Annotated in this window: 13 protein-coding genes; 9 read left to right on the top strand and 4 right to left on the bottom strand. The window is 49.2% G+C overall.

Translation table 11 applies throughout. The features are described 5' to 3' along the window. The first annotated feature begins 29 nt into the window (after nt 1-29). From B2R29_RS10380 to B2R29_RS10365, 4 genes are all read left to right on the top strand, one after another. Complete coding sequence (locus tag B2R29_RS10380) at nt 30-821, top strand: MipA/OmpV family protein (protein WP_301181004.1); 792 nt, start codon at nt 30-32, stop codon at nt 819-821. Between the two features lie 140 nt (nt 822-961). Further along, on the top strand, nt 962-2,014 hold the full coding sequence (locus B2R29_RS10375) for an NAD(P)-dependent alcohol dehydrogenase (RefSeq protein ID WP_301181003.1): 1,053 nt from the start codon (nt 962-964) through the stop codon (nt 2,012-2,014). Between the two features lie 96 nt (nt 2,015-2,110). Continuing rightward, complete coding sequence (locus tag B2R29_RS10370) at nt 2,111-2,476, top strand: DUF4870 domain-containing protein (protein ID WP_301181002.1); 366 nt, start codon at nt 2,111-2,113, stop codon at nt 2,474-2,476. A gap of 416 nt (nt 2,477-2,892) precedes the next feature. After that, the gene (locus B2R29_RS10365; RefSeq protein WP_301181001.1) at nt 2,893-3,102 is read left to right on the top strand and encodes a cold-shock protein; all 210 of its coding nucleotides are present in this window, start codon (nt 2,893-2,895) and stop codon (nt 3,100-3,102) included. Between the two features lie 161 nt (nt 3,103-3,263). Here B2R29_RS10365 and cobA read toward each other — a convergent pair whose 3' ends face one another. Together cobA and B2R29_RS10355 are read right to left on the bottom strand one after the other, a co-directional pair. Next, nucleotides 3,264-4,019, bottom strand: coding sequence for a uroporphyrinogen-III C-methyltransferase (gene cobA, locus B2R29_RS10360; RefSeq protein ID WP_301181000.1), 756 nt, complete (start codon nt 4,017-4,019; stop codon nt 3,264-3,266). 4 nt (nt 4,020-4,023) lie between these two features. After that, nucleotides 4,024-6,687 carry a nitrate reductase gene (locus tag B2R29_RS10355; protein WP_301180999.1) on the bottom strand — a complete coding sequence of 888 codons (2,664 nt, stop codon included), beginning with the start codon at nt 6,685-6,687 and terminating at the stop codon, nt 4,024-4,026. Between the two features lie 628 nt (nt 6,688-7,315). Here B2R29_RS10355 and nirB point away from each other — a divergent pair. From nirB to B2R29_RS10330, 5 genes are all read left to right on the top strand, one after another. Further along, on the top strand, nt 7,316-9,880 hold the full coding sequence (gene nirB, locus B2R29_RS10350) for a nitrite reductase large subunit NirB (RefSeq protein ID WP_301180998.1): 2,565 nt from the start codon (nt 7,316-7,318) through the stop codon (nt 9,878-9,880). 61 nt (nt 9,881-9,941) lie between these two features. Continuing rightward, a complete protein-coding gene (nirD, locus tag B2R29_RS10345; RefSeq protein ID WP_301180997.1) occupies nt 9,942-10,274 on the top strand; it encodes a nitrite reductase small subunit NirD in 333 nt (110 codons plus the stop codon). A 48-nt stretch (nt 10,275-10,322) separates the two neighbouring features. Next, nucleotides 10,323-11,789: a NarK family nitrate/nitrite MFS transporter gene (locus tag B2R29_RS10340; protein ID WP_301180996.1), complete on the top strand. Its 1,467-nt coding sequence runs from the start codon at nt 10,323-10,325 to the stop codon at nt 11,787-11,789. Between the two features lie 57 nt (nt 11,790-11,846). Further along, nucleotides 11,847-13,607 carry a bifunctional protein-serine/threonine kinase/phosphatase gene (locus tag B2R29_RS10335; protein WP_301180995.1) on the top strand — a complete coding sequence of 587 codons (1,761 nt, stop codon included), beginning with the start codon at nt 11,847-11,849 and terminating at the stop codon, nt 13,605-13,607. A gap of 41 nt (nt 13,608-13,648) precedes the next feature. Further along, nucleotides 13,649-13,999, top strand: coding sequence for a VOC family protein (locus tag B2R29_RS10330; RefSeq protein WP_301180994.1), 351 nt, complete (start codon nt 13,649-13,651; stop codon nt 13,997-13,999). Here B2R29_RS10330 and B2R29_RS10325 read toward each other — a convergent pair whose 3' ends face one another. Continuing rightward, nucleotides 14,000-15,247, bottom strand: a complete 1,248-nt coding sequence (locus B2R29_RS10325; protein WP_301180993.1) for an NAD(P)/FAD-dependent oxidoreductase — start codon at nt 15,245-15,247, stop codon at nt 14,000-14,002. 74 nt (nt 15,248-15,321) lie between these two features. Further along, complete coding sequence (locus tag B2R29_RS10320; protein ID WP_301180992.1) at nt 15,322-16,473, bottom strand: alginate export family protein; 1,152 nt, start codon at nt 16,471-16,473, stop codon at nt 15,322-15,324. Nucleotides 16,474-16,545: the final 72 nt, after the last annotated feature.

Below are 16,545 nucleotides of genomic sequence, written 5' to 3'. Positions count from 1 at the left end.
GGAACTGAGCAGGCAGTTATGGGCTCTTAATGACACTCCGTAATTATCCTGAACTATTAACCGGACGAGGTCGTATGTTGTTACATACCTGCAGGGTCTTAATCTTATTCATTGCTTTAACGCTCGCTTGTTACACTCAGGCTGCGGATAAATCCCCCTGGTCCTGGGGCGTTGCGGTGGTGGGATCTGAGGACGTCTACCGCGACTTTGAAAGCCGGGTTATACCAGTCCCACTGGTTATTTATCGTGGTGACCGGCTTAATCTCTATGGTCCTTACGCAACCTACGATGTTTACCGGCCGGGTAATCTGACTGCGTCACTGATACTCAGCCCGGTGTTCGCGGGCTACCGTGAATCAGACAGCCTTATCTTTGAGGGCATGGACGATCGCGGCTACTCAATGGCAGGAGGCGTAGGGCTTGCTTATCGCCCGGGGCGTTGGCACCTGAGTGTGAATGCAATCCACGATATTCTGAACGTGTACTCTGGCTATGAGGCTGCTGCGAGGGTTTCCTATGTTATTCCCTTGGGTTCAGTCTTTGTAGAGCCGGGTATCGGCGCGGAATATCAGAGCACAGATTACGTGGATTACTACTACGGCGTGACCGACGACGAAGCACGTCCATGGCGCCCGGAGTACACACCGTCAGGTACTATCAATCCGGAAGTCAGCCTGGCTTTCTTCACCCGCAGTCTTGCTGGAGGAATGACCCGGCTTCAGCTTACTCACACGACGTATGGTGATGAAATATCAGACAGCCCCCTGACTGACGCGGAGCAGTCGTTTGGAATAAATTTGTCGTTCGGGCGTATGTTCTAACGAGTTATATCGTAACAAAAGTCGATTTTTCAGGAGTTTTGTGCAAGAAACAGATTGTTTCAGACATGTGCGCGGATACTCTGTACGCTTAGACTGTCTATTGAAATCTGATGAATCCAAAGACTCTTGAAGGAGCACTGATGAAAACCGTAGGTTACGCAGCACATAACTCTGACGCCGAAATGGTGCCATACCACTTTGAACGTCGCGCACTCCGTGCAAATGATGTCGCTATTGAGATTTTGTTCAGTGGCATCTGTCACTCAGACCTGCATACCGTAAATGGTGACTGGGGGCCTCAGCCTTACCCGCTGGTGCCGGGCCATGAGATTGTTGGTCGTGTGATCGAAGTGGGGGCCGATGTTAAGAACTACAAAGTCGGCGATAACGTCGGCGTAGGCTGTATGGTTGATAGCTGTCAGGAATGCGATCAGTGTCACGGTCATGAAGAACAGTACTGCCGCGTAGGTATGACTCCTACCTATGGGGCGCCTGATCGTATTGACGGCACCATTACTCAGGGTGGTTACTCTAAACACATCGTGGTGCGTGAAGAATTTGTGCTCAGTATTCCAGACACTCTTGATATGTCGAAGGCTGCACCCATTCTCTGTGCAGGTATTACCACGTTCTCACCACTACGCACCTGGGGCGTCAAAGAGGGTAGTCGTGTTGGTGTCGTAGGCTTAGGTGGTCTTGGGCATATGGCGGTTAAGCTGGCGGTTGCTATGGGGGCAGAAGTAACCGTGCTGAGCCGCTCAAATAAAAAAGAAGCCGATGCTAAAGAACTAGGCGCGACGGGTATTCTTGCATCCACTGACAAAGATGCGATGAAAAAAGCGGCGGCTTCTTTCGATCTGATTATTGATACCGTGCCAGTGAAACACGATGTTTCCGTTTACTCGCCATTACTCGATATCGACGGCACTATTGTTCTCGTTGGTCAGGTCGGGCCTATGGAAGAGTTTATGACAGTACCTCTGGTGATGGGGCGTCGTCGCGTTGCAGGCTCCCTGATTGGTGGCATTAAAGAAACTCAAGAAGTACTCGACTTCTGCGGTAAGCATAATATTCACCCTGAATGTAAGATCATTCGCCCGGATGAAGTGAACGACGCTTTTGAGATTATGGCGAAAGGGGATATATCTCATCGCTACGTGATGGATATGTCGTCACTCGCTGTAGAAGGCTGATTTTCAGGCTTCGCCGTAAGAACAAAACACCCCGCTTGACGGGGTGTTTTTTCGGCTGTGATACCTTAAGTGAGTATGTGAAAGGGAGGTAATGTGATGAAAGAATCAAATGAAGAATATTGGGGAATGCCCGTCAGCACCTACTGCACAATGATTCACCTGAGTCAGCTGAGCAGTATTCTGATACCTGGCCTCGGGCTAATTCTGCCTATTGTTATGTGGCTGATGAATAAGGACAAAAATGACCAGATCGACCGGCATGGCAAGGTTACTGCCAACTGGTTGTTGAGCCTGGTTATATACTCTATTGTTTGTTTTATTCTCTGGATCTTTGTCATCGGTGCATTGGCGTTTTTTGTACTCGGAATTCTGAATCTGGTATTTGCTATCATTGCTGCAGTTAAAGCCAATAATGGAGAACTTTGGGTATATCCAATGAGTATTACTTTCTTTAAACCCTAAAACGAATTAGCCCTGTAGGCCGAAGCATCAATTATGGTTCGTCGCTCTGTGTTTCCTGCTCATAGCCTCAATAGCCTGGAGACTTTGATATTCATAACCAAAGAAAGTGCTTTACTTAACTTTGAGCTACTACTTTGACCCCGACAGTAGGTTAAATTCTTCAAATCCAGAGAAGACTGGTCTATGTGTCATGTTTTTTGAGTGTTCGAAATAGTTTGACTTTGGTTCAGAAGAGGCAGACTATGGGTACAGCTTGAAAGGAAGTCCAATTTCGTTACCAACGTTGCGTCGCATTCTTAGTATTACTTCGTCCTGTAGTTTCAGAATTTCTCTTTATATTTCCCGCTCCTCGTGCCCGTTTCGGTATTTCACTGAGAGAGGGCGCATAAAAACTCTTATATTTCAGGATATTTATTATGTCTAATACTACTACTGGTATTGTAAAATGGTTTAACGAAGCTAAAGGTTTTGGCTTTATTGAGCAGAAATCAGGTCCAGATGTCTTCGCTCACTTCAGTGCTATTGCAAGCGCTGGATTCAAGACATTGGCTGAAGGCCAGTCTGTTCAATTTACTGTGACTCAGGGCGCTAAAGGCCCTCAGGCAGAGAACATCGTAGCGATCTGATCGTTCTGCGTTGATAAAAGAAGGCAAGCGTTTCGCTTGCCTTTTTTGTGTCTGTTATTCATAAAAAAGCCCCAGGCCTTGCGGCATGGGGCGAGTCCTAAAGTTCGCTTTTCAGCTTTGGACCAACAGCTTACTTGGGAATCCGGCTTGCGCCGGTGTGCTTACGCCACGGCTTCACCGTGGGCCAGAACCTGGTTGCGCGCAGCGAACGCTGCGACTTCGCCAACAATTATCAGAGCCGGACCTGCGCCTGAATATCGATCAGCTAAAAAAGGCAGATCCATTAAGACACCCGTATGTACTTCCTGATTTGGTAATGTGCCATTGGCAATCAGGGCGACGGGGGTGGCGTCTGCCAGCCCCTCGCTAAGAAGGCTGGCAGTGATCATCCCGGCCTGCTTTACACCCATATAAAATACCCGGGTGGGGCTCTGGCTTTTCTGGTACTCACCGAACTGACTGTGGCCGCTGTCGAGCATAAGAGCGTTGCCATATTGACGATGAGTCAGTGGTATTTTTGCTGCGGCTGCACAGCCACCTGCTGCGGTAATCCCCGGAACAATATCGACCTCAATACCATGCTTCTGCAGATATTCCAGCTCTTCTCCTCCGCGACCAAAAATAAACGGGTCTCCGCCTTTCAGGCGCACCACACGGGCGTACTTGCGCGCGCTGGTTAGCAGTAGTTTCTGAATATCTACCTGAGTCATTTTGTGTGCACCACAACGTTTCCCGACATGAATGCGGGTACACTTCTGCGGCAACATATCGAGTATCTCATCGGAAATAAGGCTGTCGTATAAAACGATATCAGCCTGACTGATGACTCTCATTGCTTTGATCGTCAGTAATTCAGGGTCACCAGGACCGCCGCCGACGAGCCATACTTTACCGGGTTGTTTCTGTGTATTTTTCATTGTCTTACTCCACAGCCTCTGCGGGCTGGTATTTCGCAATAAGAGATTTCAGCTCTGGGATACAGGAGCCGCAGTTAGTACCGCATTTCAGTTCGGCACCTAACTCATCAGCACCGGTGCAGCCGCCCGCTATCGCTTTTTGAATGGTGTTTTCACCCACCTGGAAACAAGAGCACACGATGGCGCCTTTATCTTCTACTTTGCCAAGCGGGCGTCCGGCCAGAATGGCCCGGCGGTCGTGGATGGAAAGCTCTTCCTGTCCAAAAATATCGATTAGCCACTGTCGGCCACTGAAGTCGTAGTCTTTGTGAATAAATAAAACCGCCTTGAGTTGGTCTCTTTCAATCAGGCACAGGCGATAGTGCAGGTTGGTCGGGTCGCTGAACATGACCCAATGATCGGATTCAAATTGGTTCCTGACCGAACGGATAAATTCGACCGGATCGTTCTGCCCACTGATTTCATACATGTGACCCGTGTCAGTGACGTTATAGACCCAGTAGTCTGTATCGAGGTGACCAAGGTCTTTGCTGGTCAGGAGAAATCCTTCCCACTCGGTTGAAAATACCGCTGCGTTAACATCCGTCATTTTCAGAGCGGGTTGTCCGGATACCGGGTCATTATCTTTGTTGATCAGTGCTCCCATCCGGGCCTTACTGGCATAGCGATTTGTCCAGTGCATGGGTACAAAAATCTCTCCCTTGCGCTGAGCGAGATCGCTGCGAACCTGAGCGCGTACGATAATCTCGCCACGCTCGCTCCATAATCTGACCAGTTTTTTATCTCTTACTCCTAAGCGCATCGCATCTTCAGGATGAAAATCCGCGTAAGGTTCTGCGATGTGTCGGGCAAGTACAGGCGCTTTTGCGGTTCTGGTCATTGTATGCCAGTGATCCCTTACCCGACCTGTATTCATAGTCAGTCCGGTCGCCGATGACGTTGGTGATTTCGCAACGACAGGAATGAATTTCGCTTTGCCCGATCTGGTATAGAAATATCCATCGTCATAAAAACGCGGACGACCGGCAGGGAAGGCGTCGTTGACCGGCCATTGCACAGGAGCCAGTGCATCGTATTGTTCACGGCTCATGTTGGTCAGGCCACTGAGGTCAAAGTCGCGTGTGCCATTATTTTCAAACGCTGACAGGCGTGCGTGTTCGTCAAAAATTTCAGCCGGATGTTCATAAGGGAATGCTTCTTCGTATCCCAGGCGGCGGGCGACTTGAGTAATTATCCACCAATCCGGGCGCGCTTCACCCGGAGGGGGCAAGAAGCCTCGTTGACGAGATATACGGCGCTCGGAATTTGTGACAGTACCGTTTTTCTCTCCCCAGCTCGCTGCGGGCAAGAGCACATGAGCAGCGGCGGTGGTATCAGTATTAGCCATGCAATCAGATACCACGACAAGTTCGCAGTGCTTCATGGCTTCTTTAACATCGTCAGCATCTGGCATGCTGACCAGTGGGGTCGTGGACATAATCCAGAGGAATTTAATCTTTCCATTTTTTACTTCGTTGAACAGATCGACTGCCTTCAGTCCCGGTTTTTCTGCAATGTGTGGTGATTGCCAGAAGCGCCGCACACGATCCCGGTCGGCCGGCGAGAAATCCATATGGGCGGCCAGCTGATTTGCCAGCCCACCAACTTCTCGCCCGCCCATCGCATTGGGTTGCCCCGTAATTGAAAACGGACAGGCACCAGGCTTGCCTATCCGACCGGTTGCAAGATGCAGGTTGATAATACTGTTTGCTTTGTCAGTGCCATCAATACTCTGATTAACGCCCTGAGAGTAAAAGGTCACTGTCTTTGGTGTGTCGCGGAACCAGGCGAAGAAGGTTTCGAGGTCCTGCTGATTTACGTCGGTAATAGCCGCGAGGTCGCTAAAGTCCTGCGCCGCCTTCGATGCCGCCACAAGTGCCTCGCCAATGTTTTCTGAACACTGTTCAATAAAGTGTGTGTCCAAAGCATTTTGCTGGTGAAGGTAGGTCAGCAGAGCATTAAATAGAGTGGTGTCACTGCCTGGCTTTATCGGAAGGTGTAAGTCTGCAATATCGCAGGTCGCTGTTTTTCGTGGATCGACCACAACAACCTTCATACCCGGGCGGGCTTTCTTCGCCGCAGCCATCCGCTGGAACAGGATCGGATGAGCCCAGGCAGCATTACTGCCAGTGATGACCAGAAGGTCTGCCTGCTCGAGATCTTCGTAACACCCCGGAACGGTATCACTGCCGATAGAGCGTTTATAAGAGGCTACGGCCGACGCCATACACAGACGCGAATTGGTATCCATATTCGCACTGCCTATAAAGCCCTTCATCAACTTGTTGGCGACGTAATAATCTTCTGTGAGAAGCTGGCCTGACCCGTAGAACGCAACCGCTTCCGGACCATGGGTAGAGACTACCTGGCGGATCTTATCGGCGACCAGGTTCAGTGCGGTATCCCAATCAGCTGCCTGGCCATTCATTGTCGGGTGTAGCAAACGGTCGGTTTGATCCAGAGTATCGTGCAGCGCAGATCCCTTAACGCACAGACGCCCGAAATTTGCTGGGTGCGACTTCATTCCAGCGACAGGCGCAATATCCTTCTCGTCGACAGAAATATCCACACCACATCCTACTCCGCAGTATGGACATGTTGTCTGAACCTGTAGCTTTTTATGACTCATAGGGCTATCCACATAGTTGGCTTGCTACTCTCAAGCCTTTTCGTGAGCAAAAAAAAACGCCCGCGGAGTTACCCGCGAGCGCCAATGCTCATAAACACAACACAAAACGACGACACCAACGTTGGTGTCTGGACCGCTGAATCTGGCTCCCTGCCAATGCACAAGGTCTTAGTAATGACTAAACAAAAAGAGTGCCAACTCTGAGATGCTAGTCATTTATTCATACTCAGACCCGCCTCAACGCCCGTGGCAACTGAGCCTGGTGATATGTGAGCAGAATCGGCCGGCCCGTTTTCAGAAGTTGATTCGGTAAGTCACTGGTGACCTTGTATCTTATTTGCCTTTTTGGGGTGCAATAAGACTGTAATGAGCACTCTTCTGGTGCGAAAAGTGGAGTCTGATCACTTTTTCTCTGTGGTTCTGATACTCCCAGCCCACCGACAGGCAGGCTGAAAACCAGACGCGACGGCCTGCCATTGCATCTGGCGGTTCTGGATACCGCTTTGGCACTCATATTGCTAAAGCCTATTCGATACTGTTTGCTGCAACGGCGTAGCGGGTAAGTAGAGCAACGATGCACTTATTTAAGGAGACAAGAAGAATGTCTGAATAAGAGAGAGTCATCGCCATGAGTAAGAAGCGCATCATAGTTGTTGGTAACGGTATGGTTGGCCACAACTTCCTCGCCACTATGGCCGAATCTGAGAAAGCCTCAGAATTCGAATTAATCACCTTTTCCGAAGAACCTCGCCTTGCGTACGACCGCGTACAGCTGAGCAAATACTTTTCAGGGGCGACCGCCGCTGACCTGGCACTCACCACAGAATCTGAATACGACGATTCCGGTATTACCTATTTAAAGAATGAGAAAGTTGTCGAAATTGACGCCGACAACAAAACCATTACGACCTCAACCGGGCGTATAGAAGGATACGACAAACTGGTGCTGGCAACGGGTTCCTATCCATTTGTTCCACCGATTCCGGGTAAGGATCAGGATCACTGCCTTGTTTATCGTACGATTGAAGATCTTGAAGCAATTTCTGCGTCCGCTGAAGTATCCAAAACGGGTGTTGTTGTTGGTGGCGGTCTGCTTGGCCTCGAGGCAGCAAATGCACTTAAAGAAGCCGGCCTTGATACCCACGTTGTTGAATTCGCTCCGCGCTTAATGGCCGTGCAGCTCGATGAAGGCGGCGGTAATCTGCTGCGACATAAAATCGAATCTCTGGGTGTGTCAGTACACACTGAAAAAAACACCAAAGAAATTGTCGCTGGCGAAGAATGCCGCTATCGCATGAACTTTGCCGACGGCTCACACCTTGAAACAGATATGATTCTGTTCTCTGCAGGTATTCGCCCTCAGGATGAACTTGCGCGACAGTTCGGCATCGACGTCGGCGAACGCGGCGGTATTGTCATTAACGATTATTGTCAGACCTCAGAAGAAGACATCTATGCAATTGGCGAATGTGCGCTCTGGGACAGTAAAATTTTCGGTCTGGTCGCACCGGGCTACCAGATGGCAAAAGTCACAGCGGCTCACATCACAGACACCCTGGTAAATCTGAAAACCCCGGAACTTGCTTTTAAGGGTGCTGATATGAGCACCAAGCTTAAGCTGCTGGGCGTGGATGTCGCATCGATAGGTGATGCGCATGGCCATACGGCGGGTTCTCAGTCGTTTGTATTCAGTGACGACATCGAAGAAGTCTACAAGCGACTTATTGTTTCTGCCGACGGTAAAAAACTGCTTGGCGCCGTGCTGGTGGGTGAAACTGAATCCTACGGTACTTTGCTGCAACTCATGCTTAACGATATGGATATCCCGGGTAATCCAGCTGCACTTATTCTGCCAGCACTGGGTGACGAAGCGCCTGCAGGCCTGGGGGTAACTGCATTACCCGACACGGCTCAGATCTGTTCATGTTATGACGTGTCGAAGGGGGATATTGCTTCGGCAGTGCAGGGTGGTTGCTGCACCATGGGCGACATAAAAGGTGCGACTAAGGCGACTACCGGCTGTGGCGGTTGTGCTGCTTTGACTAAGCAGGTGATGGATTCTGAACTCGCAGCCCTTGGCGTTGAAGTAAATAATGATCTCTGTGAGCACTTCGCTTATACCCGTGCTGAACTCGCTGATATTGTTCGCGTGAAAGGATATGGCAGCTTTGCAGAAGTGCTGAAAGGGCACGGCAAAGGCCATGGCTGTGAAATCTGTAAGCCAACCATTGGTTCGATCCTGGCATCTTATAAAAACGAGTATGTTCTGAAAGATGATCTGATGCCTCTGCAGGATACTAATGACATCTTCCTTGGCAACATGCAGAAAGACGGTACTTACTCTGTCGTACCTCGTGTTCCAGGCGGCGAAATTACGCCTGATAAGCTGATTGCCATTGGTGAAGTTGCTAAAGAGTTTGATCTCTACACCAAAATTACTGGTGGGCAGCGTATCGATTTATTTGGTGCACAACTCCACGAGTTGCCGAAAATCTGGGAGAAGCTGATTGCAGCGGGCCTTGAAACAGGTCATGCCTACGGTAAAGCGCTCCGTACCGTTAAGTCCTGTGTAGGTAGCACCTGGTGTCGTTATGGTGTGCTTGATTCTGTCTCCATGGCGGTGGCGCTGGAGAATCGCTATAAGGGGCTTCGCGCACCACACAAAATCAAATTCGGCGTTTCTGGATGTACTCGTGAATGTGCCGAGGCACAGTCGAAAGACATTGGTGTGATTGCAACAGAAAGTGGTTGGAACCTTTATGTATGCGGCAATGGTGGCATGCGTCCACGTCACGCGGACCTGTTTGCGACAGACCTGGACGATGAAACGCTGATCAAATACATCGATCGGGTATTGATGTTCTATGTACGTACAGCCGATCGCCTGCAGCGTACATCTGTGTGGCTCGAAAACCTCGAAGGAGGCCTCGACTACCTGCGTGAAGTTGTTGTCGATAATAAGCTGGATATCTGTGGTGAGCTCGAAAATGATATGACCCGCGTTGTGGGCACCTATCAGTGCGAATGGAAAACCACGGTTGAATCTCCAGAAAAGCTCAAGCGCTTCAGTCACTTCATTAATGCTGCAGAAGAAGATAACAATCTTCTGTATGTGCGTGAGCGTGGACAGCGACGACCAGCGACAGACAGTGAACGTATTGAGCTGGTTGAGTTAACCACCGAGAAACACTGATTTTTTCAGACAATATTAAAATTTATCGCATACAGCACAGGCTGTATGCAGGAGAAGACTGATGACTGACTGGACAACTGTTTGTTCTCTTGAAGATCTCGTACCTGACACTGGCGTGTGCGCGTTGGTAGAAGGAAAACAAGTAGCGGTATTCCGCTTTGGTGATGGCGAGACTGTGTACGCTATAAGCAATTATGATCCGTTTGGAAAGGCGAATGTATTGTCACGCGGTATTCTTGGTTCTGTGGGAGAGCGCCCGGTAGTGGCATCTCCGTTGTATAAGCAGCACTTTGATCTGTCAAATGGCGAGTGCCTGGAAGATGACGCGGTGACGCTGGAACACTTTCCAGTGCGCATTGAAAACGGAATTGTACAGGTGAGTTCTGCCGCGTAAGCGGCACTCTCTATGCCTGATTGCTTGTAATCGTTACTAAGGCCATTTATGACCTCTGAAAAATTTAACGTTTTCTCGTTTTCCGGGAAAATGAAAGTATTGCATCTCAGCTGGATTGCATTTTTCATTACCTTTGTCGTCTGGTTTAACCATGCGCCTCTGTTGATGGCAATCGCAGACAGTCTGGGGCTGACACCGTCAGAGATTAAGACGCTGTTGATTCTGAATGTTGCGCTGACAATTCCTGCTCGTGTTGTTATCGGTATGCTTACCGACCGTTTTGGTCCGCGAATCGTATACTCGTGCTTGTTGGCGGTGTGTTCCATACCTTGCTTTATGTTTGCGTTTGCAGACAGCTTTGTTCAAGCCGCTCTAGCGCGCTTCCTGCTGGGCTTTATCGGTGCCGGTTTTGTTATTGGTATTCGCATGGTCAGCGAATGGTTCCCTGCAAACGAGCTGGGAACGGCAGAAGGTATCTACGGTGGCTGGGGTAACTTCGGTTCTGCCGCGGCAGCTTTCTCGCTGCCTGTTGTTGCTTTGTGGTTTGGTGGTGATGACGGCTGGCGTTACGCGGTTGCGACGACAGGTGCGCTGAGTCTTATATTCAGTGTCGTGTATTACATGAATGTTTCTGATACGCCAAAGGGATCGACGTATTTCAAGCCCAAAAATATCGGTGCAATGGAAGTGACCAGTAAGGGAGATTTCTTCTTTCTTCTGGTTATGAAAGTTCCCATGTACGCCGCACTGGCACTGTTAACCTGGAAGCTTTCACCAAACGGTGTGGCATTACTCAGTGAGACAACAGCAGTGCTTTGCTATGTCGGTCTGGCATTACTGTTTATCTACGAAGTATCGCATGTCTGGAAGGTCAACAAAGGTATCTTTGAAAAGCCGGTTCCGGAGATGCATCAATACAAGTTTAAACAGGTTGCTGTTCTGAATATTCTGTATTTTGCGACCTTTGGTTCAGAGCTCGCGGTGGTGTCCATGTTGCCTCTGTTCTTTGCAGAAACCTTCACTCTGGACCCTGTTATGGCAGGTATGGTCGCGTCGGCGTACGCCTTCATGAACTTGATGTCTCGTCCAGGCGGTGGCTGGTTATCTGACAAATTTGGCCGCAAGTCGACTTTGCTGATTCTTACCGCTGGCCTTGCCATCGGCTACTTTGTAATGTCGACGGTGGACAGCAGCTGGCCGCTCTGGCTCGCCGTAGTTGCTGCCATGGCATGCTCTTTCTTCGTCCAGTCAGGCGAGGGTGCTGTATTTGCTGTCGTGCCATTGATTAAGCGTCGCCTGACAGGCCAGATCGCAGGCATGACGGGTGCCTACGGTAACGTTGGTGCTGTTACTTACCTTACAGTGCTGTCGTTCGTCGATTATTCTGTTTTCTTTATGGTAATCGCAGCGACCGCCGTAGTAGGCTTTATTACTCTTCTGTTCATGGAAGAACCGAAAGGCCACATTGCTGAAGTCCGTGAAGACGGGTCAGTAGAGATGATCAGTGTAAACTGATCATCCTCGGTTCAGTAAAAAAGTGGCTCCGGCCACTTTTTTTATGGGAGAAAGAAAATGACGTCGTCAGGCAACAAACGTAATCTCGAAGTGATATTTGGAGGTTTCAGTACAGCGGGTAACAAGCCTGAAAATCAGGATGCCTTTGCAGCCTGGCAGCCGTCGACAAACAGTGCCCGTTATAAAGGAATTGCCTGTTGTATTGCAGACGGCGTGAGTTGTAGCGATAACGCCCAACAGGCAAGCACCACCAGTGTTACTCATTTTCTAAATGATTATTACAGCACGCCGGATAGTTGGGATGTAAAAACGGCAGCCGGAAAAGTGCTGAGTTCCCTCAATGCCTGGCTGTATCATCATGGACAGCAAGCGAGTGCGCGGCATAACTCTCTGGTAACAACTCTTAGCTCGGTCGTGCTTAAATCGAGCACTCTTCATGTCTTTCATGTGGGCGACTCGCGTGTATACCGCTTAAGAAACGGTTCTCTGGAATGCCTGACCCGCGATCATACTCATCAACATGGGAATGGTCAGGATTACCTCAGTCGCGCTATGGGCATGGACACTCACCTCGAAGTTGACTACCTGAACCAGCCGCTGGAAAGCGACGATGTTCTCCTTATGACGACAGATGGAGTTCACGGTTTTCTTACAGATAAGCGGATGCGCGACACTCTGATCAAGGAACTGACATCACAGAGCACACAAATTCATTTCGAGAAATGTGCTCAATCTCTGGTTGATCAGGCGTTGAATAATGGCAGTAACGATAACCTGACCGCCATGATTATCCGGGTCGAAAGTCTGCCTGAAAAGAATATTGAGGAAACTCATCGGGTATTAACTGAGCGCGTTATTCCCCCCGTGTTGAATACCGGAGATTGTATTGATCATTACGAGGTTGAGCAGGTTGTCTATGCAGGAACCCGCAGTCATTTATACCGTGTACTGAACAGACGTAATCAGAAACGTTATGTGCTCAAGGCACCCTCGCTGAACTTTGAGGAAGACCTAGTCTATCTAGAGGGGTTTGTGCGTGAACAGTGGGTGGGGGCACGTGTTGATCATGCGAATGTTATGAAAATTCTACCGCCCGAACCACACGCTCGTTTTATGTATCATATCTGTGAGCTGATTGAAGGAGAGTCCCTGCGTCAGTGGATGAACGATCACCCACAACCGGAGTTGAGCAGTGTAAGAAACATTATTGAGCAGATAGTGATGGCCTTGCGGGCGTTTCAACGCATGGGCATGGTACATCGCGATCTGAAACCCGAGAACGTCATGATCACCGCTCAGGGGCAGGTGAAACTGATTGATTTTGGTACGGTGCAAGTGAAGGGCCTGGCAGAAGTTACTAGTCCTGTGGAAGAAGACTGCCCGGTTGGCTCAGTAAATTATATTGCTCCTGAGTACGTTATGTACGGTACGGCGACAACTCAGAGTGATCTGTTCTCACTAGGAGTGATGGTGTATGAGATGCTTTGTGGAGAACAGCCTTTTCGTATGTCTCATATCCACAGAACGGGAGCACGATCTGTTTCCGAGTGGAAGTATCAACCGCTGCGGGAAGTACGCTCTGATATTCCTTTATGGCTGGATCTGGCTATCGAAAAATCTTGCCACCCTGATATTCGCGCCAGACATTCCGCACTGTCCGAATTCTGGACTGATCTGATAAAGCCGAATGAAGCTCTGGTGAGTACGTATTCTGGCAAGCCTCTGATCGAACGTCACGCGGATAAAGTATGGCCAGCAGTATCGGCCATACTTATGCTGGTGGTTATACTTCAGTCCTGGTTGCTATTGTCAGAGTAACCGGGCAGTCTTGAACAGAACCACTGACAAGGAAGGAACGGATGAAACACGAAAAGATGGATTACGTTGAGTTTGCAGCACGTGATCTTGAAGCAACCAAAACGTTTTTTAATCAGGTATTTCACTGGCAGTTCACCGATTATGGTGAGTCGTACACAGCGTTCGACTTTCAGGGGTTAATGGGCGGTTTCTATCAGGCTGAGTTAGCCTCTGACCCCGCCCGAGGTGGTGCATTGCTGGTGTTTTATAGCCGCAATATAGAAAACACCATGAGTAAGGTCAGTGCTGCTGGCGGTGAAATCGTGCGCCCGGTTTTTGAGTTTCCAGGAGGGAAGCGTTTCCATTTCCGTGAGCCCAGTGGGAATGAGTTCGCAGTCTGGTCTGATCACTGATCAGGCTGCGTCGGAACAATACGCTTGCCCGAATATGAGCATGTCGCGATAGTCACTGACGTCTGTTTTTTCTTCCATCATTTGGTAGTACCAATGGCTGTCGGTGACATCTCCTATACATAACGCACCTATGATCCGGTTGGCCTTCAGGATCACTTTCTTGTAGACACCATATTCTCGGTCTTCCAGTACCAGGGCGTCTGCGCCTTCCGGTGTTTCGTACTCACCGATACTATGGATGTCCAGGCCCGATACTTTGAGTTTGGTCAGGTGTGATCGCTCAATGTAACCACTGGCGTTATCTTTGGATGTTAGTTGTCTGACGATGACGTCGGCCTGATCCCAGATAGGTGCTACTAAACCGTAAGTGGTTCCTGAAAACTCACAGCATTCTCCCAGGGCAAAGATGTCGTCAGCAGATGTCTGCATTCTTTCATCGACACAGATACCTCGATTCACGCTGAGTCCTGAGCTATCCGCAAGTTCTTTGTTAGGAAGAATACCCGTTGCAAAGATAACCAGTTGAGTATCGCGTTTTTCGAGAGTATCGGCGGTTGCAAAGGATACTTCGCGGACCCCTGAGTCGTCTGTCAGAACTTCTTCTGGATTTACTCCAGTGATCACTTCAATTCCTCGTTCCTCCAAAGCCCCTTTTAAAAGATCAGACGCTTTAGCATCAAGCTGGCGGTTCATTAAAACAGGATTGCGATGAATCAGAGTGACGTCGATTCCTCGTAGTTTCAGCCCGACGGCAGCTTCTACGCCAAGCAAGCCAGCGCCTATTACGGTTGCATGTTTAAGGCCGTTGAGCTTTTCTTCCATAGCATCAACATCACTCATTGTGCGAAAACCGATGACATCCGGGTGATCTGCACCTTTGACCGGAGGTATAAACGAACGGCTACCCGTGGCGAATACCAACTTTTCATATGGATAGCTACGACCGCTTTGGGTGGTAACGATTTTTTGTTCTGTATCAACCAGAGTGGCACTGTCACCCAGCTGAATCGATATACGGTAGTTGGAATACCATGCGTCATCATGGGGTGTTATGTTCGCCAGAGTCGTTTCTTTGGCGAGAAGAGGTGAGAGCATAATGCGATTGTAGTGAGGGATCTTTTCATCGCCGAGCACAAGAATCCGGTCGTATGGATGATCTTCAGCAAGCCCCTCCAGTATGCGATTAGCCGCCATACCGTTACCGATAATTACCAGTTGGTTTTCTACTTTCTTGTCTTCACTCTTCACTCGCTTCTCCACACCTTTTATAACAGAATAAACGAAAACAGCGGCCACAGGCCGCTGAGTTTCGTTGCGGGGTATCAGAACTTAGCCTGAACCCATGCCCACATTTTAGTGGTATCTACGCCGGTATCACCCGCAGAGTAAAACGCCGCTTTTGCACCTACAGTGAAGGTGTCATCGAGTTTCTTAACTGCCAGAAGATCCAGTTCGTTACCGAAATCAACGTCATCTTCAACAGAGTTGAAAGTGTGGTAAAAACCGACCAGTTTCACACCAGAGACTTTAGTTACTGCCTTAACGTAGGTATCGCTAAGGCCGAGACCGCCGGTGTTAGCATTAGTATTCAGGAACTTATCCGCCCAACCATTAAACTTGTGTTTGGTTGCCAACGGAGTTTCAAATGCTGCATTACCATCATCGCTACCCAGTGTTTCATTACCCAGTGCCAATGTTACGCCAGATACCACGGCGCCACCCTCAAGGGCAAAGTAGTTAGTGTCTGCAGTTTCCGTGCTCTGAGTAGCATACTCGGCCTTATAGATGAGTTTAGTGCCATCCATATCATAGCTACCGTTGTAGCTAAGGCCGAATGTGTCACGTTGACTATTTTCGGTATCATCGTCTTCTAGCAGGTAAGCGTACGCAGTGATTTTACCGGTACCTACTTTATAACCAGCGTTTAGTAAATGGCTTGTCGTATCGGCGTCAAACCTCGGCAAGATACCATTGACCTGATCAATGAAAGAGTAGTGCAAAGAAAGCTCATCTTTAGAATAGGTCAGCGTAACAGCATCAAACGTTTGCTCGTTTGCGCGCCAGCCTACGTTACCAACAAAACGTGCGCCGTCGAGAATAATACGCTGGCGGCCGACGATTGCACCGAATTCGTCTTTTTTGTAGCTGACCTGGGCCCGGTTCCATTCGCGGGTTTCAGGATCTGCAATAGCATCATAGCCTGCCTTTTCGGGAGCGTAATCGTCAATCAGAGGCTGAACAATTTCGTATTCTACAAGAGCCGAGAACCCTTCGTAATTGAGCGTTTCAAAGCCGACTGCAGCGTCAGTAATCAGGCCTGTCGCGGCGTCATTATCAGTCGCATCGTCAGTATCATTGGTCTCGTAGCGTACTTTGACATCAGCGTAGGCATTGCCGTACTCAGTTTCATACGCAGATGCACCCAGAGTGGCAGTCCCCAATGCGATCGCCAGTAACGTCTTCTTAGCTTGCATGGCATTCTCCTTTTAATTCGAAGCCTTATTTCAATAGAGGTTAAGCAACTTCACCGGTCTTTTTATCGACCT

It is taken from the genome of Thalassolituus sp. UBA3500, from assembly GCF_002377545.1.
GTDB lineage: Bacteria > Pseudomonadota > Gammaproteobacteria > Pseudomonadales > Oceanobacteraceae > Thalassolituus.
Note: the sequence above shows the minus strand (reverse complement) of the source record. Positions and strands in the feature narration are given on the sequence as shown.

Excerpts from the sequence above, each read along its gene's own strand:
- B2R29_RS10380 (WP_301181004.1), top strand. The coding sequence starts at position 30 with ATGACACTCCGTAATTATCCTGAACTATTAACCGGACGAGGTCGTATG.
- B2R29_RS10375 (WP_301181003.1), top strand. The coding sequence starts at position 962 with ATGAAAACCGTAGGTTACGCAGCACATAACTCTGACGCCGAAATGGTG.
- B2R29_RS10370 (WP_301181002.1), top strand. The coding sequence starts at position 2,111 with ATGAAAGAATCAAATGAAGAATATTGGGGAATGCCCGTCAGCACCTAC.
- B2R29_RS10365 (WP_301181001.1), top strand. The coding sequence starts at position 2,893 with ATGTCTAATACTACTACTGGTATTGTAAAATGGTTTAACGAAGCTAAA.
- cobA (WP_301181000.1), bottom strand. The coding sequence starts at position 4,019 with ATGAAAAATACACAGAAACAACCCGGTAAAGTATGGCTCGTCGGCGGC.
- B2R29_RS10355 (WP_301180999.1), bottom strand. The coding sequence starts at position 6,687 with ATGAGTCATAAAAAGCTACAGGTTCAGACAACATGTCCATACTGCGGA.
- nirB (WP_301180998.1), top strand. The coding sequence starts at position 7,316 with ATGAGTAAGAAGCGCATCATAGTTGTTGGTAACGGTATGGTTGGCCAC.
- nirD (WP_301180997.1), top strand. The coding sequence starts at position 9,942 with ATGACTGACTGGACAACTGTTTGTTCTCTTGAAGATCTCGTACCTGAC.
- B2R29_RS10340 (WP_301180996.1), top strand. The coding sequence starts at position 10,323 with ATGACCTCTGAAAAATTTAACGTTTTCTCGTTTTCCGGGAAAATGAAA.
- B2R29_RS10335 (WP_301180995.1), top strand. The coding sequence starts at position 11,847 with ATGACGTCGTCAGGCAACAAACGTAATCTCGAAGTGATATTTGGAGGT.
- B2R29_RS10330 (WP_301180994.1), top strand. The coding sequence starts at position 13,649 with ATGAAACACGAAAAGATGGATTACGTTGAGTTTGCAGCACGTGATCTT.
- B2R29_RS10320 (WP_301180992.1), bottom strand. The coding sequence starts at position 16,473 with ATGCAAGCTAAGAAGACGTTACTGGCGATCGCATTGGGGACTGCCACT.